The following is a 16,639-nucleotide window of genomic DNA, read 5'->3' as shown; positions in this document are numbered from 1 at the left end:
TGCAGCCGTTTCGGCGGCCGCAGGATACGGTCCTTTCGCCCGGCTACGTCGTCGCAAAGCCTCGAAAATGCATAAACATTTCTTGTCCCTTTGCTCCTCGTATCCGAACGAAAAGCCAAATACCATTTCGACCCCATTCGTGCGTTTACGACCTATTTGCCATGAAGACTTGATTGCAAGGGATATCATGACCACTGGCCTGCCGTTTGACGATTTTCGCACTCTGATTGAGACATTGCCCGGACCTGATGAGGCTGCTATCGCCGCCGTGCGCAAGCGCGATGCGACGCTGACCAAGCCGCCGGGTGCCCTTGGACGCATGGAGGAGATTGTCGAATGGCTTGCCGCGTGGACCGGACGTTCACGCCCGCAGGTAACACGTCCGCTCGTTGCGGTGTTCGCTGGCAATCATGGCGTCACCGCCAAGGGAGTTTCGCCCTATCCCTCATCTGTCACGGCGCAGATGGTCGAGAATTTCGCCGCCGGTGGCGCTGCCATCAACCAGATCTGCATCGCTCATGATCTCGGTCTGAAGGTCTTTGATCTTGCGCTCGAATATCCGACTGCGGATATTACCGAAGAAGCAGCGATGGACGAAAAAACCTGCGCCGCGACAATGGCATTCGGTATGGAATCCATTGCTGGCGGGACCGATCTGCTGTGCATCGGTGAAATGGGCATCGGCAATACGACGATTGCTGCTGCTATCTTCCACGGGCTCTATGGTGGAGTGGCGGAAGATTGGGTTGGTCCCGGCACCGGCGCCAACAGTGAAGGCCTGAAGCGCAAGGCTGATGCGGTTCGCACCGCAGTCGCGCTGCACGCATCACACCTGAAAGATCCGCTGGAAGTTCTGCGGCGTCTCGGTGGCCGCGAAATTGCGGCGATGACCGGTGCCATTCTCGCGACGCGCATCGAAAAGATTCCGGTCATTGTCGATGGATATGTTGCAACGGCTGCGGCGGCAATTTTGCATGCGGCCAATCCCGGAGCGATTGACCATTGCCTGTTCGGTCATGTGTCGGCAGAACCGGGCCATCGCAAGGTCCTGGAGAAACTCGGCAAGAAGCCGCTTCTCGATCTCGGCATGCGGCTAGGCGAGGGTACGGGTGCCGCGCTGGCGGCAGGCATCGTCAAGGCGGCAGCGTTGTGCCACAGTGGCATGGCGACATTCGACCAAGCGGGTGTCAGCAATCGCGATTAAGGAAAAGGCCCGCAAAAGCGGGCCTGTTTGTTTAGCTTTAGTGTTCTACGCAGCTCGTTGCTGTGCAGGATTTTTCAGCTTTGTACGTGTGCTCTGGATGACGCGACTGCGGGGGAATGTTGCGAGTGCCTCGGTACCCTCGCGCAGTTTGGAGAAGAGATGAAAGTCGCCATCATGGATATGGACTAGGGCTTGTACGATGGGAAGGCCAAGTCCAGTTCCCTGCTCGGCGTTCTTGATCGCGATCGATCCCTGACCGAAAGCCGAAAGCACAACCGGGATTTCCTCAGGAGGAATTCCGGGGCCGTTGTCGCGAACGGAGATGTATTGACCGCCGCCTACTGTCCATCCTACCTTGACATAAATCTTGCCGTTCGGTGGGGTGAACTTCACAGCATTGGACATGAGATTAAGCAGAATTTGGCGGATTGAACGCTCATCGGCCTTGAGCCGCAGCATCCCCGTTTCGAATTGCGGGATGAGACTGATGTCCTTGTTGCGGGCTTTCAGGTTCATCATATGGATGCATTCATTGGCAATGTCGGTCAGCAGCACCGGCTCTTCATTGATCGTATACCGACCGGCTTCGATGCGACTCAAATCGAGAATCTCATTGATCAAATTGAGCAGATGTTCACCTGACGCGTGAATGTCGCTGGCATATTCGCGATATGTCCCATTCTGGATAGGGCCGAGCACTTCCTTGGCCATGACCTCCGAGAAGCCAAGAATGGCGTTGAGCGGCGTGCGCAGCTCATGGCTCATCGAGGCGAGGAAGCGCGACTTGGCCAGGTTGGCTTCTTCTGCTCGCCGTCTGCCTTCGTCGGACATGGCATTCGCCGTCTCTAGCTCGGCGATCAGGGCATCCTTCTCTGCCTGGAGAGCCAGGGTAACTGCGACGGATCGGTTTAGCCGCGCTGCAACGAGATAGAAAAACACGAGGCCGGCAAAGAGCATCACAACCATGATTGCCAGAAGCGGGTTATCCAGGTGGTTGGATGCAAGGAGCGTATAGGTAATTACCGGCAGTGTGAAAGCAGCCAGGATGGCTGCTCGCAAAGCCGATGAAACGATCGCTGTGATAGCCATGGCGAGGATGAGCACCACAGCCTTGACAACTGGGAACAGGCCGATACCGCAGCTTGCGCAATCGAGATAGGCGAAATAGGCCCAACCCAAGCTTGTGATGAAATGACCACCGAGATAAATCAGCTGCCATTGCCTTATTTGCTCGTTGGCAATTCCTTGTTTCGCGAGATGGCGCGCTACAAGCCCGAGGACGGCGTAGAGGCAAATTGTAAGGGCGGCCCATAAAATAATGCCTTTACCAAAGCCCGAGATGGCACCGATAATGGCAATCATGGCGATCAAAAGCGGGATCGTTGCCGCGTTTACGATGAGAGCCCGCGTGTGCATGAACAACAGTTCGCGTTCGAAATGATTGATGCCGGTGCGTTCCATCAACCGGTCGCGGGCGCCACGCATAACAGCCGACAGATCCTTGTTGCGCGGCAACTTGCGGCGATCAACGATATTCTTGTCTGCACTGGTTGCGTCGAGTAATGCCATGCGCCTCGTTCCAGATGGCCATAGATCTGCACTTGTGGCAGCATTGCAGCGCAAGCCTATTCATAAATGATTAATAGAGCATCAAATCGAATGGGAAGAATCGAATCGATTCTGGAGACTTGAAGCTATTTGTGAGGCACCATTTTTCCGTGAATCGTCGATGACAGGGAGTTATCAAAGATATCGCCGCAGATGGCGGCGTCCGGCATCGGCGCCACGCTCGTTTGCTCGTAAAGCGTTGGATTTCGTGCTGATGGCGATCTTCTTTGCCTTGGTGGCACTGTTGGTGGCCAAGCTCAACAAGCCAGAACCCTTGGAGCCTCTCATAGGCAAAGCCTATGTCATTGATGGCGATACGATCTCGATCGCCGGCAACCATATTCGGCTAAAGGGCATAGACGCACCGGAACTTACCCAAAGTTGCGGCACTGCTTCGGCGCTCAGCCCTTGCGGCCAAGCCTCACGGCAGGCTTTGATCCGGCTGATTGGGGGAAGGGAGGTGCGATGTGCCAGCGACGGCCATGACAAGTATAATCGCGGCCTCGCAACTTGCTTCATCGGTAACGAGAACCTCAATCGCGCGATGGTCCAGACTGGACAAGCGATCGCTTATGGCGATTATCATGATGCCGAAATGCAAGCTCGTAGCGAAAAGAAAGGACTATGGGCCGGGGCGTTCGAGGCACCTCAGGAGTGGCGGAAGAAACAGGAGGCGTTGCGTGAACCGCCGCAACAACAACCCAATCGGTCGGCAGACTTGGTCGATCAGTTTGTCGACTGGATGAATCGCGTACTGGGAGAACTCTGGTGAAATTGTACGATGGTGGACGCGCACCCAATCCGCGCCGCATGCGCATTTTCCTGGCTGAGAAAGGCATCGAAGTGCCATTGGTACCAGTCGATATGGCGGCCATGGGACACAAATCTGCAGCGATCACTGCGCTCAATCCATTCCAGCGCCTGCCGATACTCGAACTCGATGATGGCACAGTGCTTACTGAATCCGTTGCAATCTCACGTTATTTCGAGGAGCTCTATCCGGAACCGCCATTGTTCGGCAGGGGCGCAGTCGGCAAGGCACAGGTCGAAATGTGGAACCGGCGTGTCGAGCTTTATCTCCTCGCTGCAGTAACTGCAGCCTTCCGGCATACGCACCCGGCGATGGTCGAGTGGGAGATACCGCAAGTGCCAGCCTGGGGTGAGGCGAACCGTCCCAAAGCCGTGGCTTACATGAAAATCATGGATGACCAGCTCGCGAGGAATGAATTCATCGCCGGCAGGGAATTTTCGATTGCCGACATCACGCTGCTGGTGGGTATTGATTTCCTGAAGCCGGCGAAGATCCAGATTCCGGAGGAGCTCGTCAGTCTCCGACGCTGGCATGCCGACATATCGAGCCGGCCTAGCGCCAAGGCCTGATCGTGTCTTCCTCATCGCCAACTCTCGCTGCTTTGTCGGCCGGAATAAAAGCATGCCGGATTTGCCGGGACGCGCCGCGTTATGGTCCGCCCTTACCGGACGAGCCCAATCCGGTCTGCGTCGTCTCTTCAACTGCCCGCATCGTCATTTGTGGGCAGGCGCCGGGCATTCGCGTACACAACTCCGGTTTGCCGTTCAACGATCCTTCCGGAGTCCGGTTGCGTGATTGGCTCGGTGTCGATCGGGAGACATTCTATAACCCGGATAAATTTGCGATCGTACCCATGGGGTTCTGCTTTCCAGGTTATGACGCGCATGGCGGGGATCTGGCGCCGCGGCGTGAATGTCGCGAGACGTGGCATGGCCGTGTGTTTCAATCCATGCCGCAGATCGAGCTCATCCTTACGATCGGCCAATATGCGCAGGCCTATCATCTCGGGCGCCGCCGTCGAGGCAATATGACGGACACCGTTCGTAGCTGGCGCGAGTATTTCGAAGCGGACGCCGGCCCATCCATTCTCCCCTTGCCGCATCCTTCTTGGCGCAACAACGTCTGGTTGAAGAAGAATCCATGGTTCGCGGAGAACGTTCTCCCTATATTGCGAGAGAAGGTCAGAATTCTAATTTCCTAGCTGTCAGGATGAAATTTTTTTGATATTTGAAAAGATTGGAATAATTTTCTTGTACGCTCATTGATTATCGGACCATAAAGTATCCCATTCCAACGCGTAACCCCAAAACAGGAATTGGTTTTGGAAAGGACTATGCGAAGATTCAAAGTGTTACTGCGTCCTTTGCGTGCCCAAAGGACGCGCGGCGCAGTAAAGGATGACAAAAGATGGACAGACTCGACCGAAAAATCCTTCGCCTCCTTCAGGAAGATGCAACGCTTGCGGTGGCTGATGTCGCCAAAAAAGTCGGGCTTTCGACAACTCCTTGCTGGCGCCGCATCCAGAAGCTGGAAGAAGATGGCGTGATCCAGCGCCGTGTCGCCATTCTGGACCCGGTTCGGGTCAATACGAGGGTGACCGTTTTCGTCTCCATCCGCACCGGTTCGCACAGCAATGAATGGCTGAAGCGCTTCTCAGAAGTTGTGCAGGAATTCCCGGAAGTGGTTGAATTCTATCGCATGAGCGGCGACGTGGATTATCTCCTGCGGGTCGTCGTGCCGGACATTGCCGCCTATGACGCAGTCTACAAGCGCCTCATCACCAAGATCGATATCCGTGACGTATCGTCTGCTTTTGCCATGGAGCAGATCAAATATACAACGGAACTCCCGCTCGATTATATGAGCATTGAGAAGGAACCGGCCTGAAACCTTCCAGACCGGGTCCTTCTGGCTACTTGCTACTTCTCCAGACGTGCTAGAAGCGACGATGTATCCCAACGATTGCCGCCCATGGTCTGCACGTCCTTATAGAATTGATCGACCAGAGCAGTGACCGGCAACTTGGCGTTGTTGCGATCGGCCTCTGCGAGGCAGATGCCGAGGTCCTTGCGCATCCAGTCGACGGCAAACCCGAAATCATATTTTCCGGCATTCATGGTCTTGTGACGGTTTTCCATCTGCCACGAACCGGCAGCACCCTTTGATATAACTTCGATGACCTTTTCGATATCGAGGCCAGCGCGCTTGCCAAAATGAATGCCCTCCGCGAGACCCTGGACAAGGCCGGCGATGCAGATCTGGTTGATCATCTTAGTCAATTGCCCAGCCCCCGCAGGGCCCATCAGGCCGACCATCTTGGCAAAGGACTCGATGACAGGCTTTGCTCTATCAAATGCAGCTTGCTCGCCGCCCACCATGACCGTGAGTGTGCCATTTTCGGCACCGGCCTGCCCGCCTGAGACTGGAGCATCTAGAAAATGAATGCCTTTCTTGCGGGCCTCCGCGTCCAGTTCACGCGCAACTTCAGCGGAGGCGGTCGTGTTGTCGATAAAAATCGCGCCTTTCTTCATTGAATGAAAAGCACCATTCTCACCGATCGTCACCGAGCGCAGGTCATCGTCATTGCCGACGCAGGAAAAGACGAAATCCTTATCTGCTGCAGCCTCCTTCGGAGTTGGTGCATAAGCGCCCTTGAACTGCTCGGCCCACTTTTTTGCTTTCTCGCTGCTACGGTTGAAGACCGTAACGTCATGGTCGCCGCGTGATTTGAGATGACCCGCCATCGGGTATCCCATGACGCCAAGACCAATAAAAGCGACTGTTGCCATTGCGTAGCTTCCTCTGTCAGATAGGACATTGTGTTGAGTATCCGGATCGGGGGACGTTAGGACAATGCGGCGGATCATCAAAGGCCTATTGTGGATTGTTTTCTCCCTCATCCCCATCGCGTTACTCGCTTCGGTCCTTGGTTACGTTTGGCTCGCACGCTCGGTCACGCCGGCAACCGGCGAGATGACCCTTGCGGAGCTGTCTGCACCAGTGACGATCACCCGCGACAAGAATGCCGTCCCGCATATCAGCGGCAGTTCTGTTGAGGACGTCCTGACGGCCCTTGGCTTCGTTCATGCGCAGGAACGCCTTTGGCAAATGGAAATAAACCGGATGGCGGGGCAGGGCCGCTTGTCCGAACTTTTCGGCGACAAGACCGTATTCACCGATCGCTTCATCCGGTCGATCGGCCTTTACGAATCGGCCGAAAGCTCTGTGGCATCGCTCGATGATGCGGACCGCAAGAAGATCGACGCCTATGTACATGGGATCAACGCATTCATTGATAGCGCGGGGCCCACGTTCGGCTCCAAATATTCACCTGAGTTCGTGATCCTCGGCCATGCGCCAGAAAAGTGGACGGCAGCCGACGTGATCGTGACGTTGAAACTGATGTCCGTGTCACTTGCTGCCAACATCGATGACGAAGTGTTGCGCTTGAAATTTGCCCGGCTTGGCATGAGCGATGCGGAGATCACCGATTTGGAACCGCCAGTGATGGATGACACACCCCCGCCCTTGCCGGATCTGCGGCAGGTGCTTGGCTTGCCAAGCGGGACGCTCAGAGCAGGCGCCGTGGAGGACGAACGGCAATATGCGTCACTGAATGAAATCATGTCTTCCGGCGCTTCAAACAACTGGGTTGTGGGTGGTGCGCGAACCGAGACCGGAAAACCCATCCTCGCCAATGATCCGCACCTCGGACTTTCCGCACCTGCGATCTGGTATCTCGCGCACCTTCAGGTGAAGAATGCTGATGGTTCGTCAAAGAACCTCGTCGGCGTGACCTTGCCGGGCGCGCCATTGGTCCTGCTCGGTCGAAACGACAAGGTGGCGTGGGGCTTCACCAATACTGGCTCGGATGTTCAGGACATCTTTGTCGAAAGGATCAATCCTGGTAACCCGAATGAATATCAGACACCGCAAGGCTTTCAGGCATTTGAGAAGACGAGCGTGTCGATCAAAGTCAAAGGCGGCGATACGGTCGATTTCGACCGGTTGGTCACACGTCATGGTCCTGTGTTACCCGCAGATTATCGCGGCCTCGATCATTATCTTCCGGATGGCACGGTTGCATCATTGTCATGGACGGCTCTGGCCGGTGACGACAGAACGATTTCTGCGGGTCTGAAGCTTTGGGATTTTGCCAGCCTCGCGGATTTTCAGAATGGAATGCGCGATTTCGTTACACCGATGCAGTCGATCGTCATCGCCGATGTTGAAGGCAATATCGGCCTGATCGCACCGGGCAGGGTGCCTGTGCGTGACCCGGCCAACCAGATCATGGGCCGTGCGCCGTCTCCGGGCTGGGATGCAACTTATGATTGGAAGGGCTATCTTCCTTACGACGAACTACCGCGAACCAGTAATCCTGCGGCAGGTGTACTGGCGACGGCCAATACAAAGATAGTCGATGCGAATTACCCGCACTTCCTCACCTTCGATTGGGATGAGCCCTGGCGCTTTGAGAGGATCAGGACGCTCATTTATGGTGCAAGCCAGCAAACACTCGAAACCAATCGCAAGGTGCAAGGTGATGCGTACGAAAATGGCTATGCCGCCTTGCTTCCAATTATGCTCAAGCTGGTGGAAGGCCGCAGCGATGTGGATCTGGACATCCTCAAACAGTTGAATTCGTGGGATTTTGTGGAAGACCGCGCGCGCATCGAGCCGTTGCTGTTCAATGCCTGGCTGAGAATGGCAACGAAGCGAATTCTCGAAGATGATCTTGGTGATGCCTTCCCATCCTATTGGCAGGGCCACGTGGACGCCATGTTGCGTTGGCTCGGACCAAATCCGGCGCGCGACTGGTGCGATGATCGGCGCACGCCGGAGAAAGAAAGCTGCAGCGATATTCTCGCTTTGGCGCTTGGCGATGCGGTCAAGGACCTGGATACGCGCTTGGGTTCGGACCGATCGAAATGGAACTGGGGGTCGTTGCACTATGCCTACGGGGCACATCGGCCGTTTTCGCAAGTCAGCCCGCTCGACCAGCTGTTCAATGTAACGGTGCCAGCATCAGGCGGTGCTTTTGCGCTCAATCGTGGCAAGTCGTCGTTCACCGACGAAAGCAATCCGTACCGGATAACCCATGGGACCAGCTATCGCGGTCTATTCGATCTCGCTGATCTGAACCGCTCCACCTATATCCAGACGACCGGCCAATCAGGAAATGTCTTCTCGGCCAATTATCGTGACTTTGCGCAGAAATGGGCCAATGACGAAGCAATCACCATTTCGACCGACGAGAAGGGCTACGAGGACGGCCTGTTAGGCGTGTGGCGTTTGAAGCCAAGAGATTAGGGTCAGAACCTGTTAATCTGCTCGAAATGGTATTTGGCTTTTCGTTCGGATACGAGGAGCAGAGGCGATGGCAATGTTTATCCATTGTCGAGCCTTTGCGACGACGTAGCCGGGCGAAAAGACCCTATCCTGCGGACGCCGAAACGGCTGCAAGCTCACGTGTCGAACCGTTCGGCCGGGGAAAAGACCCCGCCCCTCACGCCTCTTGGAGCATGGTCCCGAAAAGTTGTCAGACTTTTCGGACGAGACCATGCTCCAATGAATGAAGCTGCGCATGTATCTTCTTGCCGTTTCAGGGCGCCATTTCGATCCTAGTAATAGATCCTGACCCTAGGACAAATCAAATCCCGCTCAAGTAAGCGGGATCATCACTGCCTTTTGAAACGCAGGGCGTTGCGTCAAGCGTTCATACCAGGCCACAAGGTGCGGATGATCGGGTCGTTCGATAGGCATTTCGAGCCAGGCATAGGCGAAGCAACCTAGCGGAATATCGCCCACACCGAATTTATCGCCTGAGAGATAAGGTTGCGAAGCGAGAGCCGCATCAACGATGGCAAATAATTTGCTGCAGTCCTGAATGCCCTTTTCCTTGGCCGCGCGGTCCTGTTTGTCGGGTGTCAGGCGGACAATATTCCAAAAGACATCCCGAAAAGGGGTGGCGAGCGTAGATGTTGTCCAGTCCATCCACCTTTCTGCCTTGGCCCTAGCCGCGGCATCATCGATATACAGTGTCGATTGACCGTATTGCGCAGCAAGGTAGCGAACGATCGTATTGCTCTCCCAAAGCACCAGATCCTTGTCTTCCAGCGTCGGAACCAATCCATTGGGGTTCTTCGCCCGATACTCAGGATCGGATACGATCCCGAATGCCCCGCCAGCTGGAATATTTTCGTATGGGACGCCGACTTCCTCAGCAGCCCAGAGAGCCTTCTTGACGTTGTTCGAGTTTGTCCGGCCCCAGATCTTCAGCATGGTACAGCTTTCGGTGGATTTGTTTCTATCGTATCAGATGGCGTGTGATACGCCGCTCCAACCAATCCCAGATATGGCGCAGAATTTCCACCAAAATCAGATAGATGATTGCTGCCCAGAGATAAGCCTGAAAATCGAAGGTTCGCGAGTAAGCAAGTCTCGTATAGCCCATGAGATCATAGACGGTAATAAGGGCAACGATTGCCGAACCCTTGATCATCAAGATCACCTCGTTGCCGTAGGGCCGCAACGCTACGATCAAGGCCTGTGGTAAAATAACCTTCCAGAAGGTAACGAACTTGGAAACGCCCAGTGATGCCGCACCTTCCCATTGCCCCAGTGGCACACTGCGAATGGCGCCACGCAATATTTCAGCCTGGTAGGCCGCCGTATTGAGAGCAAATGCCAACAGCGCACAATACCACGCGTCGCGGAAAAACACCCAGAGCCCAACCGCCTCGAGGTGCGTCTTGAACGATCCGAGGCCGTAGTAGATCAGAAACACCTGCGCAATCAGCGGCGTTCCCCGAAAGAAATAGACATAGGCATAGGCAATCGATGAAGCGATGCGGTTCTTGCTCATTCGGCCCAAGGCTACCGGTATCGATATCAGTGAACCGAGTACGATCGAGGAACCAACAAGGCCGATCGTGGTCTTCAGTCCACTAAGGTATGTCGGTCCGTATTTCTTTATGAGCTCGATGTTCCATGCACTGTAAAGATAAACGAGTAGCCCAATAATCAGTGCGGCCCAGATGGCGACGAGCAGATGGCCGATCACACGTGTTCGGGTCCATCTTCTGGGTGGTGCTGGCGGACGCAAGACCGCTGGTGTTCGCGCATTGATGAAACTTTCTGTCATCGCTTTGCTCCACTCTTTGCCGACCGGCGTTCAATGGCGTCAATAACAAAGGATGAGAGGATGGCGAGCATGAGATAAATCATGCAGGCCGTGCCATAAAAGAGAAAGGCGTGTTTTGTGACGCGTGCGGCAACGCCCGTCTGCCGCAATATATCCGCAAGTCCGATGGCAGACACAAGCGCGGTATCCTTGAGCAGGATCATCCAGAGATTGGCGAGGCCGGGAAGAGCAATACGGATCAACTGCGGAAGGATAACCTTGCGCATCGTTTGACCGTTCGACAGGCCAATGGCGTAACCGCCTTCATACTGGCCTTTCGGGATGGCGCGAAATGCCGAAAGGAACACTTCGCTCGCATAGGATGAAAACACCACACCAAGCGCGAACATGCCGGCAATAAATGAATTGATCTCGATCGTGCCGTCGTAACCGAGGAGTTGGCCCAGCTTCTGGATACCGATCTGCGCACCGAAATAAACCACGAACAGGGTGAGCAGTTCGGGCAAACCGCGGAAAATCGTTGTGTACATGTTTGCGGCAAGCTTAACCGACGGTTCCGACGATTGTTTGCCGAGCGCAACGAAGAAGCCGATTACAAGTCCGACCGGCAATGTTGCGAGTGCCAAACTAACGGTTACGAGAACACCGCTGGCGATGCTCAGGCCCCATCCGCCTTCGCCAAAACCAAGTAACGCTATTGAGCCTTCCATAGGCAACTTTCGTGTCTTGCGGGCTATTCCCCAGGCTCTTTTTCAAGCCAGCCCGTCATTTTTTGAATTTCATGGCGTAGATGGCGGCTTGCCGCCATCTACATTTCTTATCAAGTCAGCGCGGTCGGCTCAATCCTCGCCGCCGTAGACGTCGATCTTGAAGTACTTGTCGTTGATTTCCTTGTACTTTCCGTTCTTGCGAATAGCTGCGATGGCCGTGGTGAACTTGTCGGCAAGGGCCGTATTGCCCTTCTTGACCGTCACGCCTGCGCCTGGTCCATGAATTGCAGGGTCGGGCGTAATCGTACCGAGGAGCTTGCAGCATTTGCCGGCATCGCTATCGAGCCACTGGCCGAGCACAACCACATCGTCCATGACGGCGTCGATACGACCGTTCGAGATATCGAGTTTGTACTCGTCAGCGGTCGGGTACATCTTGATATCGGAGCCGCTATATTTGGCCTCGGCGAAGTTGGAATGGCTGGTCGATCCCTGAACGCCGAGAGTCTTACCTTTCAGCGCTTCCGGGGTGATATCCTTGATATCGGAATCCTTCGGCACGACGATAGCGGGTGGCGTATTGTAGTACTTCTTGGAGAAGTCGACCTTCTCCAGTCGCTCCGGCGTGATCGACATGGACGCAATGATCGCGTCGAACTTCCCAGCCTGCAGCGCCGGGATCATGCCGTCCCAGTCCTGCGATACCCACTTGCACTTGGCTTTCATTTCTTCGCAAAGAGCATTGCCGATATCAATGTCGAAGCCTTCCAGCTTGCCATCCGGCGTCAGGTTGTTGAAGGGCGGATAAGCTCCTTCGGACGCGATTGTCAGGTTGAGGGCGTCCTCTGCGTGGGCCGCACCCATAGTGAAGGCTAGGGCCGCAGCGGAAATCGCGAGTGCGAGACGCTTGGTGATACGCATTTATTTGAACCTCTCTTTTATGGCCCGGCTGTTCCCCTGTTCTTTTGGACAGCCTTCCGGGCAAGTCGCAGTGTTCCACTGCTACTGGCACGGATATTCCCACTAGTTTTCGGCCAAATGCAACCGAGAATCGTGCGTCACCGAACGAATCCAAAGGGCAAAACCACAAAATTATTTTGCCTCATATACTTTTGTTGCGCACGTTCCGCTTGAAACGTTATTTTCTGGCGCGCCTATCGGGAAAGCCCCATCTGGCGTTCAATCAGATCTGCCAGGCCGGGAACATCATCGAGGTCATAGACAGGAATTGGCTCCCCCGATATGGCGTAGTCACTGGCGATCGCTACAATGGTAGGATCATTTGGAGCCAGGGCTTCCCCCGATCTGCCTTCTCGCCTCCTGGTCTCGATTTTCTTGTGATGCTCGCGCTTGTAACCTTCGACCAGCACAAGGTCACATGGGGCGAAACGGGCAATAATATCAGCGAGCGTCGGTTCGCTCTCGGCCGCCAGTTCATGCATCAGTGCCCAACGCTGATCCGAGACAATGGCGACTTCGCCTGCGCCGGCTTTCCGATGGCGCCAGGAATCCGTCCCCTCTTTGTCAATATCAAAATCGTGATGGGCATGTTTGATTGTCGAAACCTTCCACCCCCGCCGCGTCAGTTCACTGACGAGTTTGACCGTCAGTGTGGTCTTTCCCGAATTTTTCCAGCCAGTGATGCCGAAAATGCGATGCTTGGCGTTCATTGCGTCGTAATCCATCTTTGCCGTGCGTCGACAATATCCTGCGGCGTATTGATGTTGAAGAATGGATCAAAGGATGCGCCCATCTGAGTCGTAACAATGGGAAATTCCGCAATGCTGTGAGGATGGCCCTCGATCCAGGCAAGGACGCGTCGATTTTTGTCATCGCTTAGCCAATGGCGAAGATCGGACTTCAGAACGACCGGCCAGAGCCCGAACACCGGATGCAGTCTGTTGCCGGAGGCGGCCACGCCTATATGGCCAGGTGTGTCGGCGATCGAGTGGCGAAGCGTGTGGACAAGGTCATCGGGGAAGAAAGGCGTATCGGTCGCCACAGTCAGGATGTGCGAGAAAGGTGTTGCCTGATTGTCGGCCCATTCCATTGCCGCCAGAATTCCGGCGAGCGGTCCGGCAAAGCCGGCGATGTCGTCGGGTATTACCGGCACATGCAAATTTCTGAAGCTCCCCGGATCGCCATTGCTGTTTAACGCGATGGTGTCGATCTGGCGCGACAGGCGTTCGTGAATATGGTCGATCAGGCGCCGATCGCCGAAGGGCAACAATGCCTTGTCTCTTCCATCCATGCGGCGGGATTGCCCACCTGCCAGGATTATGCCTGCAATCCGCACATTACACTCCATCAGGCGATGTTGTTGCCGCTTGCGCCGTGAGCGCCACTGGTTTCATGCGGCCAACAATGCGCTCACGGTAGAGCGTGTAAAGCCCGCTGCCAATGACGATGATAGAGCCGATGATCATCGGGAGGTCGGGAAGATCGCCGAAGAACAGGAAGCCTAGAAGGATCGCCCAGATCAGGCTGGTGTAGCGGAAAGGCGCAACAAATGAAATTTCGCCTTCACGCATTGCGAGGATGATAAAATGATAGGCTATGATGACGCAGCAGGCTGCAAGCGTAAGAAGCAACGTATTTGTCAGCGTCATCGGGGTCCAGCCACCAAGCGGACTGATCATTGCCACTCCAGCCAGTGAAACGCCCACTGACGTCAGTGCGGAAATCATGAGAACGGGAATGGTTCGCGGTACTTTGCGGGTTGCGAGATCACGGAGCGCGGCAAAGATGACGGTGATAATGATCAGAAGGAGATAGGGGCTCGCGCCATCATTGCCGGGCCTTACTATGATGAGCACGCCGGCAAAGCCGACGAAGATCGCGACCCACCGCCGCCAACCAACGGGCTCGCCAAAAAACATGGCCGCGCCCATGGTTACAACCAAGGGCAATGCCTGCAGGATCGCCGATGTCAAAGCAAGCGGGACGTGAACGAGCGCGACAAGAAAGCTGACTGTGCCGACGACTTCGCCGATAACCCGCAGAATGGTCATTTTATGGAGTGCTTCGCGCAGCGGTATCAGCATGCCCTTGTGCAAGGCGAGAGCCAGGATCAGCACAGTGGCGATCGATCCGCGCACCAGCATGACCTGACCCATATTCATGTGCTCGGCGACAAACTTCACCGTCGCATCATTGAACGTGAAACTGGCCATGCCGATGGCCATGTATAAACTGCCACGCAAATTGGGAGATAGCGCCAAGATCGTCATTTCCGAATGAGTGCTGCGATTCTCCTCCAGAATCGCATAAGTTGATATATCAACCTGCGTCGCTCAACGCATTCGGAATGTTTGTAACGGCAAACGACGGATTAGCCGCCGGTAACGCTCATATGGCGGGAGACAGCCGGGCGATTGTGCCGGCGATCGATGATGAAATCATGGCCCTTGGGCTTGCGGCCGATAGCTTCATCAATGGCATTGTTCAGGAGTTCATCGGCTTCCGATGCACGCAGCGGTTCGCGCAAATCAGCGGCATCTTCCTGTCCGAGGCACATATAGAGTGTACCAGTGCAGGTCAGGCGAACCCGATTGCAGCTCTCGCAGAAATTATGCGTCATTGGGGTGATGAAGCCGACGCGGCCGCCGGTCTCCTTCACCTCGACATAGCGGGCAGGGCCGCCGGTCTTGTATGCGATATCTTCCAGGGTGAATTGCTCGCTGAGCTTTGCTCGAAGCAACGACAGCGGCAAGTACTGATCGGTGCGGTCAAGGTCGATTTCGCCCATCGGCATTGTTTCGATGAGCGTCAGATCCATGCCGCGCCCATGTGCCCAGCGGATCATTTCCGGAATCTCGTGATCGTTGAAACCCTTTAGGGCGACGGCATTCAGCTTGATTTTGAGGCCGGCATCCTGTGCGGCATCAATACCTTCCATGACGCGGTTGAAATCGCCCCAGCGGGTGATGGCGCGGAATTTATCCGGATCAAGCGTATCGAGCGAAACATTGATGCGCTTGACGCCGTGGCCAGCCAGCTCGTGAGCATAGCGCGCCAGTTGCGAGCCATTGGTGGTTAGCGTCAACTCTTCAAGTGCGCCGGATTGCAAGTGACGGGAAAGTTCGCCAATCAGATGCATGATATTCTTGCGCACAAGCGGTTCACCACCGGTCAGGCGCAGTTTTTTCACGCCTCTTTCGATGAAGGTCGTGCAAAGCCGATCCAGCTCTTCGAGAGTCAGCAAGTCCTTCTTGGGGAGGAACGTCATATGTTCCGACATGCAATAGGTACAGCGGAAATCGCAGCGATCCGTCACGGAAACACGCAGATAGCTGATCGTTCGCCCGAATGGATCGATCATTGGTGGTTGTGATGTTGTTCTGTCTAGCAATGCCACGTGGTCCAAAGGGCTTCCTCCTCCTCCAGAGATAGGATGCCGGCAAACACTTGTCCAGTCACCAGGACAAGCGAGCATTTCCGAACTCTGTCAGTGACCGCTTGCAGCCTTCATGAGCGGGGCTTACAGAAGTGCGCAAACGAGGATTATACACCATGACAAATGCCTGGCCCAAAGAATTGCGTGTGAGCAAGGATCGGCGGTCGCTGACGGTCTCCTTCGACAATGGCGAAAGCTATGTGCTTGCAGCAGAACTCTTGCGGGTTGCCTCTCCGTCAGCAGAAGTGCAGGGACATTCCCCTGAACAACGGGTTACCGTGCCCGGTAAAATGAATGTCGAGATCATCAGGCTGGAGCCAGTCGGAAATTACGCGGTCCGCATTGTCTTTGACGACATGCACGATACGGGGCTGTTCAGTTGGGATTATCTGATCGACCTTGGCCGCAACAGGGACACGCGCTGGCAGGCCTATCTCGACGAACTTTCGGAAAAGGGCCTGAGCCGCGAGCCGATCGTTCCGCGGAGATCTCACTGATTTACCTTAGGACAACAACCCACGTGCCGATATCCACTTTCGTACAGAGGTATTGCAATAGTTTCTGCGGTGTCGTCCACAAAAAGTGAAGCATATCTACAGCGGTGCGCGCGAATATTCGTATAAGTATTTATTAAAATTTATATGTATTGTTGCGTGTGACGAATATAATTATCATGATATCATTTTGAGTATTGATCAGAGTGGAATACACCTAGATATCATAACTATCTAATATAAAATAATATTACGGAACAGCTTATCAA

17 protein-coding genes are annotated in these 16,639 nt (G+C 54.8%); 7 read left to right on the top strand and 10 right to left on the bottom strand.

What is annotated here, in order from left to right; translation table 11 throughout:
- The first annotated feature begins 184 nt into the window (after positions 1-184).
- Positions 185-1,204 carry a nicotinate-nucleotide--dimethylbenzimidazole phosphoribosyltransferase gene (cobT, locus tag AAAC48_RS23385; protein WP_340656486.1) on the top strand — a complete coding sequence of 340 codons (1,020 nt, stop codon included), beginning with the start codon at positions 185-187 and terminating at the stop codon, positions 1,202-1,204.
- 45 nt (positions 1,205-1,249) lie between these two features.
- On the opposite strand, the gene AAAC48_RS23380 is transcribed toward cobT, so the two are convergent.
- Positions 1,250-2,773: a HAMP domain-containing sensor histidine kinase gene (locus tag AAAC48_RS23380; protein WP_340656484.1), complete on the bottom strand. Its 1,524-nt coding sequence runs from the start codon at positions 2,771-2,773 to the stop codon at positions 1,250-1,252.
- A gap of 247 nt (positions 2,774-3,020) precedes the next feature.
- Here AAAC48_RS23380 and AAAC48_RS23375 point away from each other — a divergent pair, with 247 nt between their 5' ends.
- From AAAC48_RS23375 to AAAC48_RS23360, 4 genes are all read left to right on the top strand, one after another.
- Positions 3,021-3,584 (top strand): thermonuclease family protein, encoded by a 564-nt coding sequence (locus AAAC48_RS23375; RefSeq protein ID WP_340656485.1) that lies wholly within the window; start codon positions 3,021-3,023, stop codon positions 3,582-3,584.
- Complete coding sequence (locus AAAC48_RS23370) at positions 3,581-4,192, top strand: glutathione S-transferase (protein ID WP_340656483.1); 612 nt, start codon at positions 3,581-3,583, stop codon at positions 4,190-4,192. The genes AAAC48_RS23375 and AAAC48_RS23370 overlap by 4 nt, the downstream gene beginning before the upstream one ends.
- 2 nt (positions 4,193-4,194) lie before the next feature.
- Complete coding sequence (locus AAAC48_RS23365) at positions 4,195-4,824, top strand: uracil-DNA glycosylase family protein (RefSeq protein WP_340656482.1); 630 nt, start codon at positions 4,195-4,197, stop codon at positions 4,822-4,824.
- A 206-nt stretch (positions 4,825-5,030) separates the two neighbouring features.
- Entirely contained in the window at positions 5,031-5,510 is a 480-nt protein-coding gene (locus AAAC48_RS23360) for an Lrp/AsnC family transcriptional regulator (RefSeq protein WP_224492462.1), read from the top strand.
- A gap of 32 nt (positions 5,511-5,542) precedes the next feature.
- Here the strand turns inward: AAAC48_RS23360 and AAAC48_RS23355 are convergent, their stop codons facing one another.
- Positions 5,543-6,412 (bottom strand): NAD(P)-dependent oxidoreductase, encoded by an 870-nt coding sequence (locus AAAC48_RS23355; RefSeq protein WP_340656481.1) that lies wholly within the window; start codon positions 6,410-6,412, stop codon positions 5,543-5,545.
- A gap of 64 nt (positions 6,413-6,476) precedes the next feature.
- Between AAAC48_RS23355 and AAAC48_RS23350 the strand changes: the two genes are divergently transcribed.
- Positions 6,477-8,936: a penicillin acylase family protein gene (locus AAAC48_RS23350; RefSeq protein ID WP_340656480.1), complete on the top strand. Its 2,460-nt coding sequence runs from the start codon at positions 6,477-6,479 to the stop codon at positions 8,934-8,936.
- Positions 8,937-9,287: 351 nt separating this feature from the next.
- On the opposite strand, the gene AAAC48_RS23345 is transcribed toward AAAC48_RS23350, so the two are convergent.
- The 8 genes from AAAC48_RS23345 to moaA all read right to left on the bottom strand — a co-directional run bounded on the left by AAAC48_RS23345 (position 9,288) and on the right by moaA (position 15,801).
- Entirely contained in the window at positions 9,288-9,908 is a 621-nt protein-coding gene (locus tag AAAC48_RS23345; protein ID WP_340656479.1) for a glutathione S-transferase, read from the bottom strand.
- Positions 9,909-9,933: 25 nt separating this feature from the next.
- Positions 9,934-10,770 (bottom strand): ABC transporter permease, encoded by an 837-nt coding sequence (locus AAAC48_RS23340; protein ID WP_340656478.1) that lies wholly within the window; start codon positions 10,768-10,770, stop codon positions 9,934-9,936.
- The gene (locus AAAC48_RS23335) at positions 10,767-11,480 is read right to left on the bottom strand and encodes an ABC transporter permease (RefSeq protein ID WP_340656477.1); all 714 of its coding nucleotides are present in this window, start codon (positions 11,478-11,480) and stop codon (positions 10,767-10,769) included. Before AAAC48_RS23335 ends, AAAC48_RS23340 begins: the two co-directional genes overlap by 4 nt.
- 129 nt (positions 11,481-11,609) lie before the next feature.
- Entirely contained in the window at positions 11,610-12,401 is a 792-nt protein-coding gene (locus tag AAAC48_RS23330; protein ID WP_340656476.1) for an ABC transporter substrate-binding protein, read from the bottom strand.
- Positions 12,402-12,634: 233 nt separating this feature from the next.
- Positions 12,635-13,150: a molybdopterin-guanine dinucleotide biosynthesis protein B gene (gene mobB / locus AAAC48_RS23325; protein ID WP_340656475.1), complete on the bottom strand. Its 516-nt coding sequence runs from the start codon at positions 13,148-13,150 to the stop codon at positions 12,635-12,637.
- Positions 13,147-13,776, bottom strand: a complete 630-nt coding sequence (gene mobA, locus AAAC48_RS23320) for a molybdenum cofactor guanylyltransferase MobA (RefSeq protein ID WP_340656474.1) — start codon at positions 13,774-13,776, stop codon at positions 13,147-13,149. Before mobA ends, mobB begins: the two co-directional genes overlap by 4 nt.
- Before the next feature lies 1 nt (position 13,777).
- Positions 13,778-14,710 carry a DMT family transporter gene (locus AAAC48_RS23315; RefSeq protein ID WP_340656473.1) on the bottom strand — a complete coding sequence of 311 codons (933 nt, stop codon included), beginning with the start codon at positions 14,708-14,710 and terminating at the stop codon, positions 13,778-13,780.
- A 101-nt stretch (positions 14,711-14,811) separates the two neighbouring features.
- Entirely contained in the window at positions 14,812-15,801 is a 990-nt protein-coding gene (gene moaA / locus AAAC48_RS23310) for a GTP 3',8-cyclase MoaA (protein WP_340656472.1), read from the bottom strand.
- A 191-nt stretch (positions 15,802-15,992) separates the two neighbouring features.
- Here moaA and AAAC48_RS23305 point away from each other — a divergent pair, with 191 nt between their 5' ends.
- On the top strand, positions 15,993-16,373 hold the full coding sequence (locus tag AAAC48_RS23305) for a DUF971 domain-containing protein (protein WP_340656471.1): 381 nt from the start codon (positions 15,993-15,995) through the stop codon (positions 16,371-16,373).
- Positions 16,374-16,639 lie beyond the last annotated feature (266 nt).

The sequence above is a fragment of the Phyllobacterium sp. genome (assembly GCF_037994405.1).
Taxonomy (GTDB): Bacteria; Pseudomonadota; Alphaproteobacteria; order Rhizobiales; family Rhizobiaceae; genus Phyllobacterium.
The sequence above is the reverse complement of the archived record's forward strand: the minus strand, read 5'-3'. Positions and strand labels throughout refer to the sequence as shown.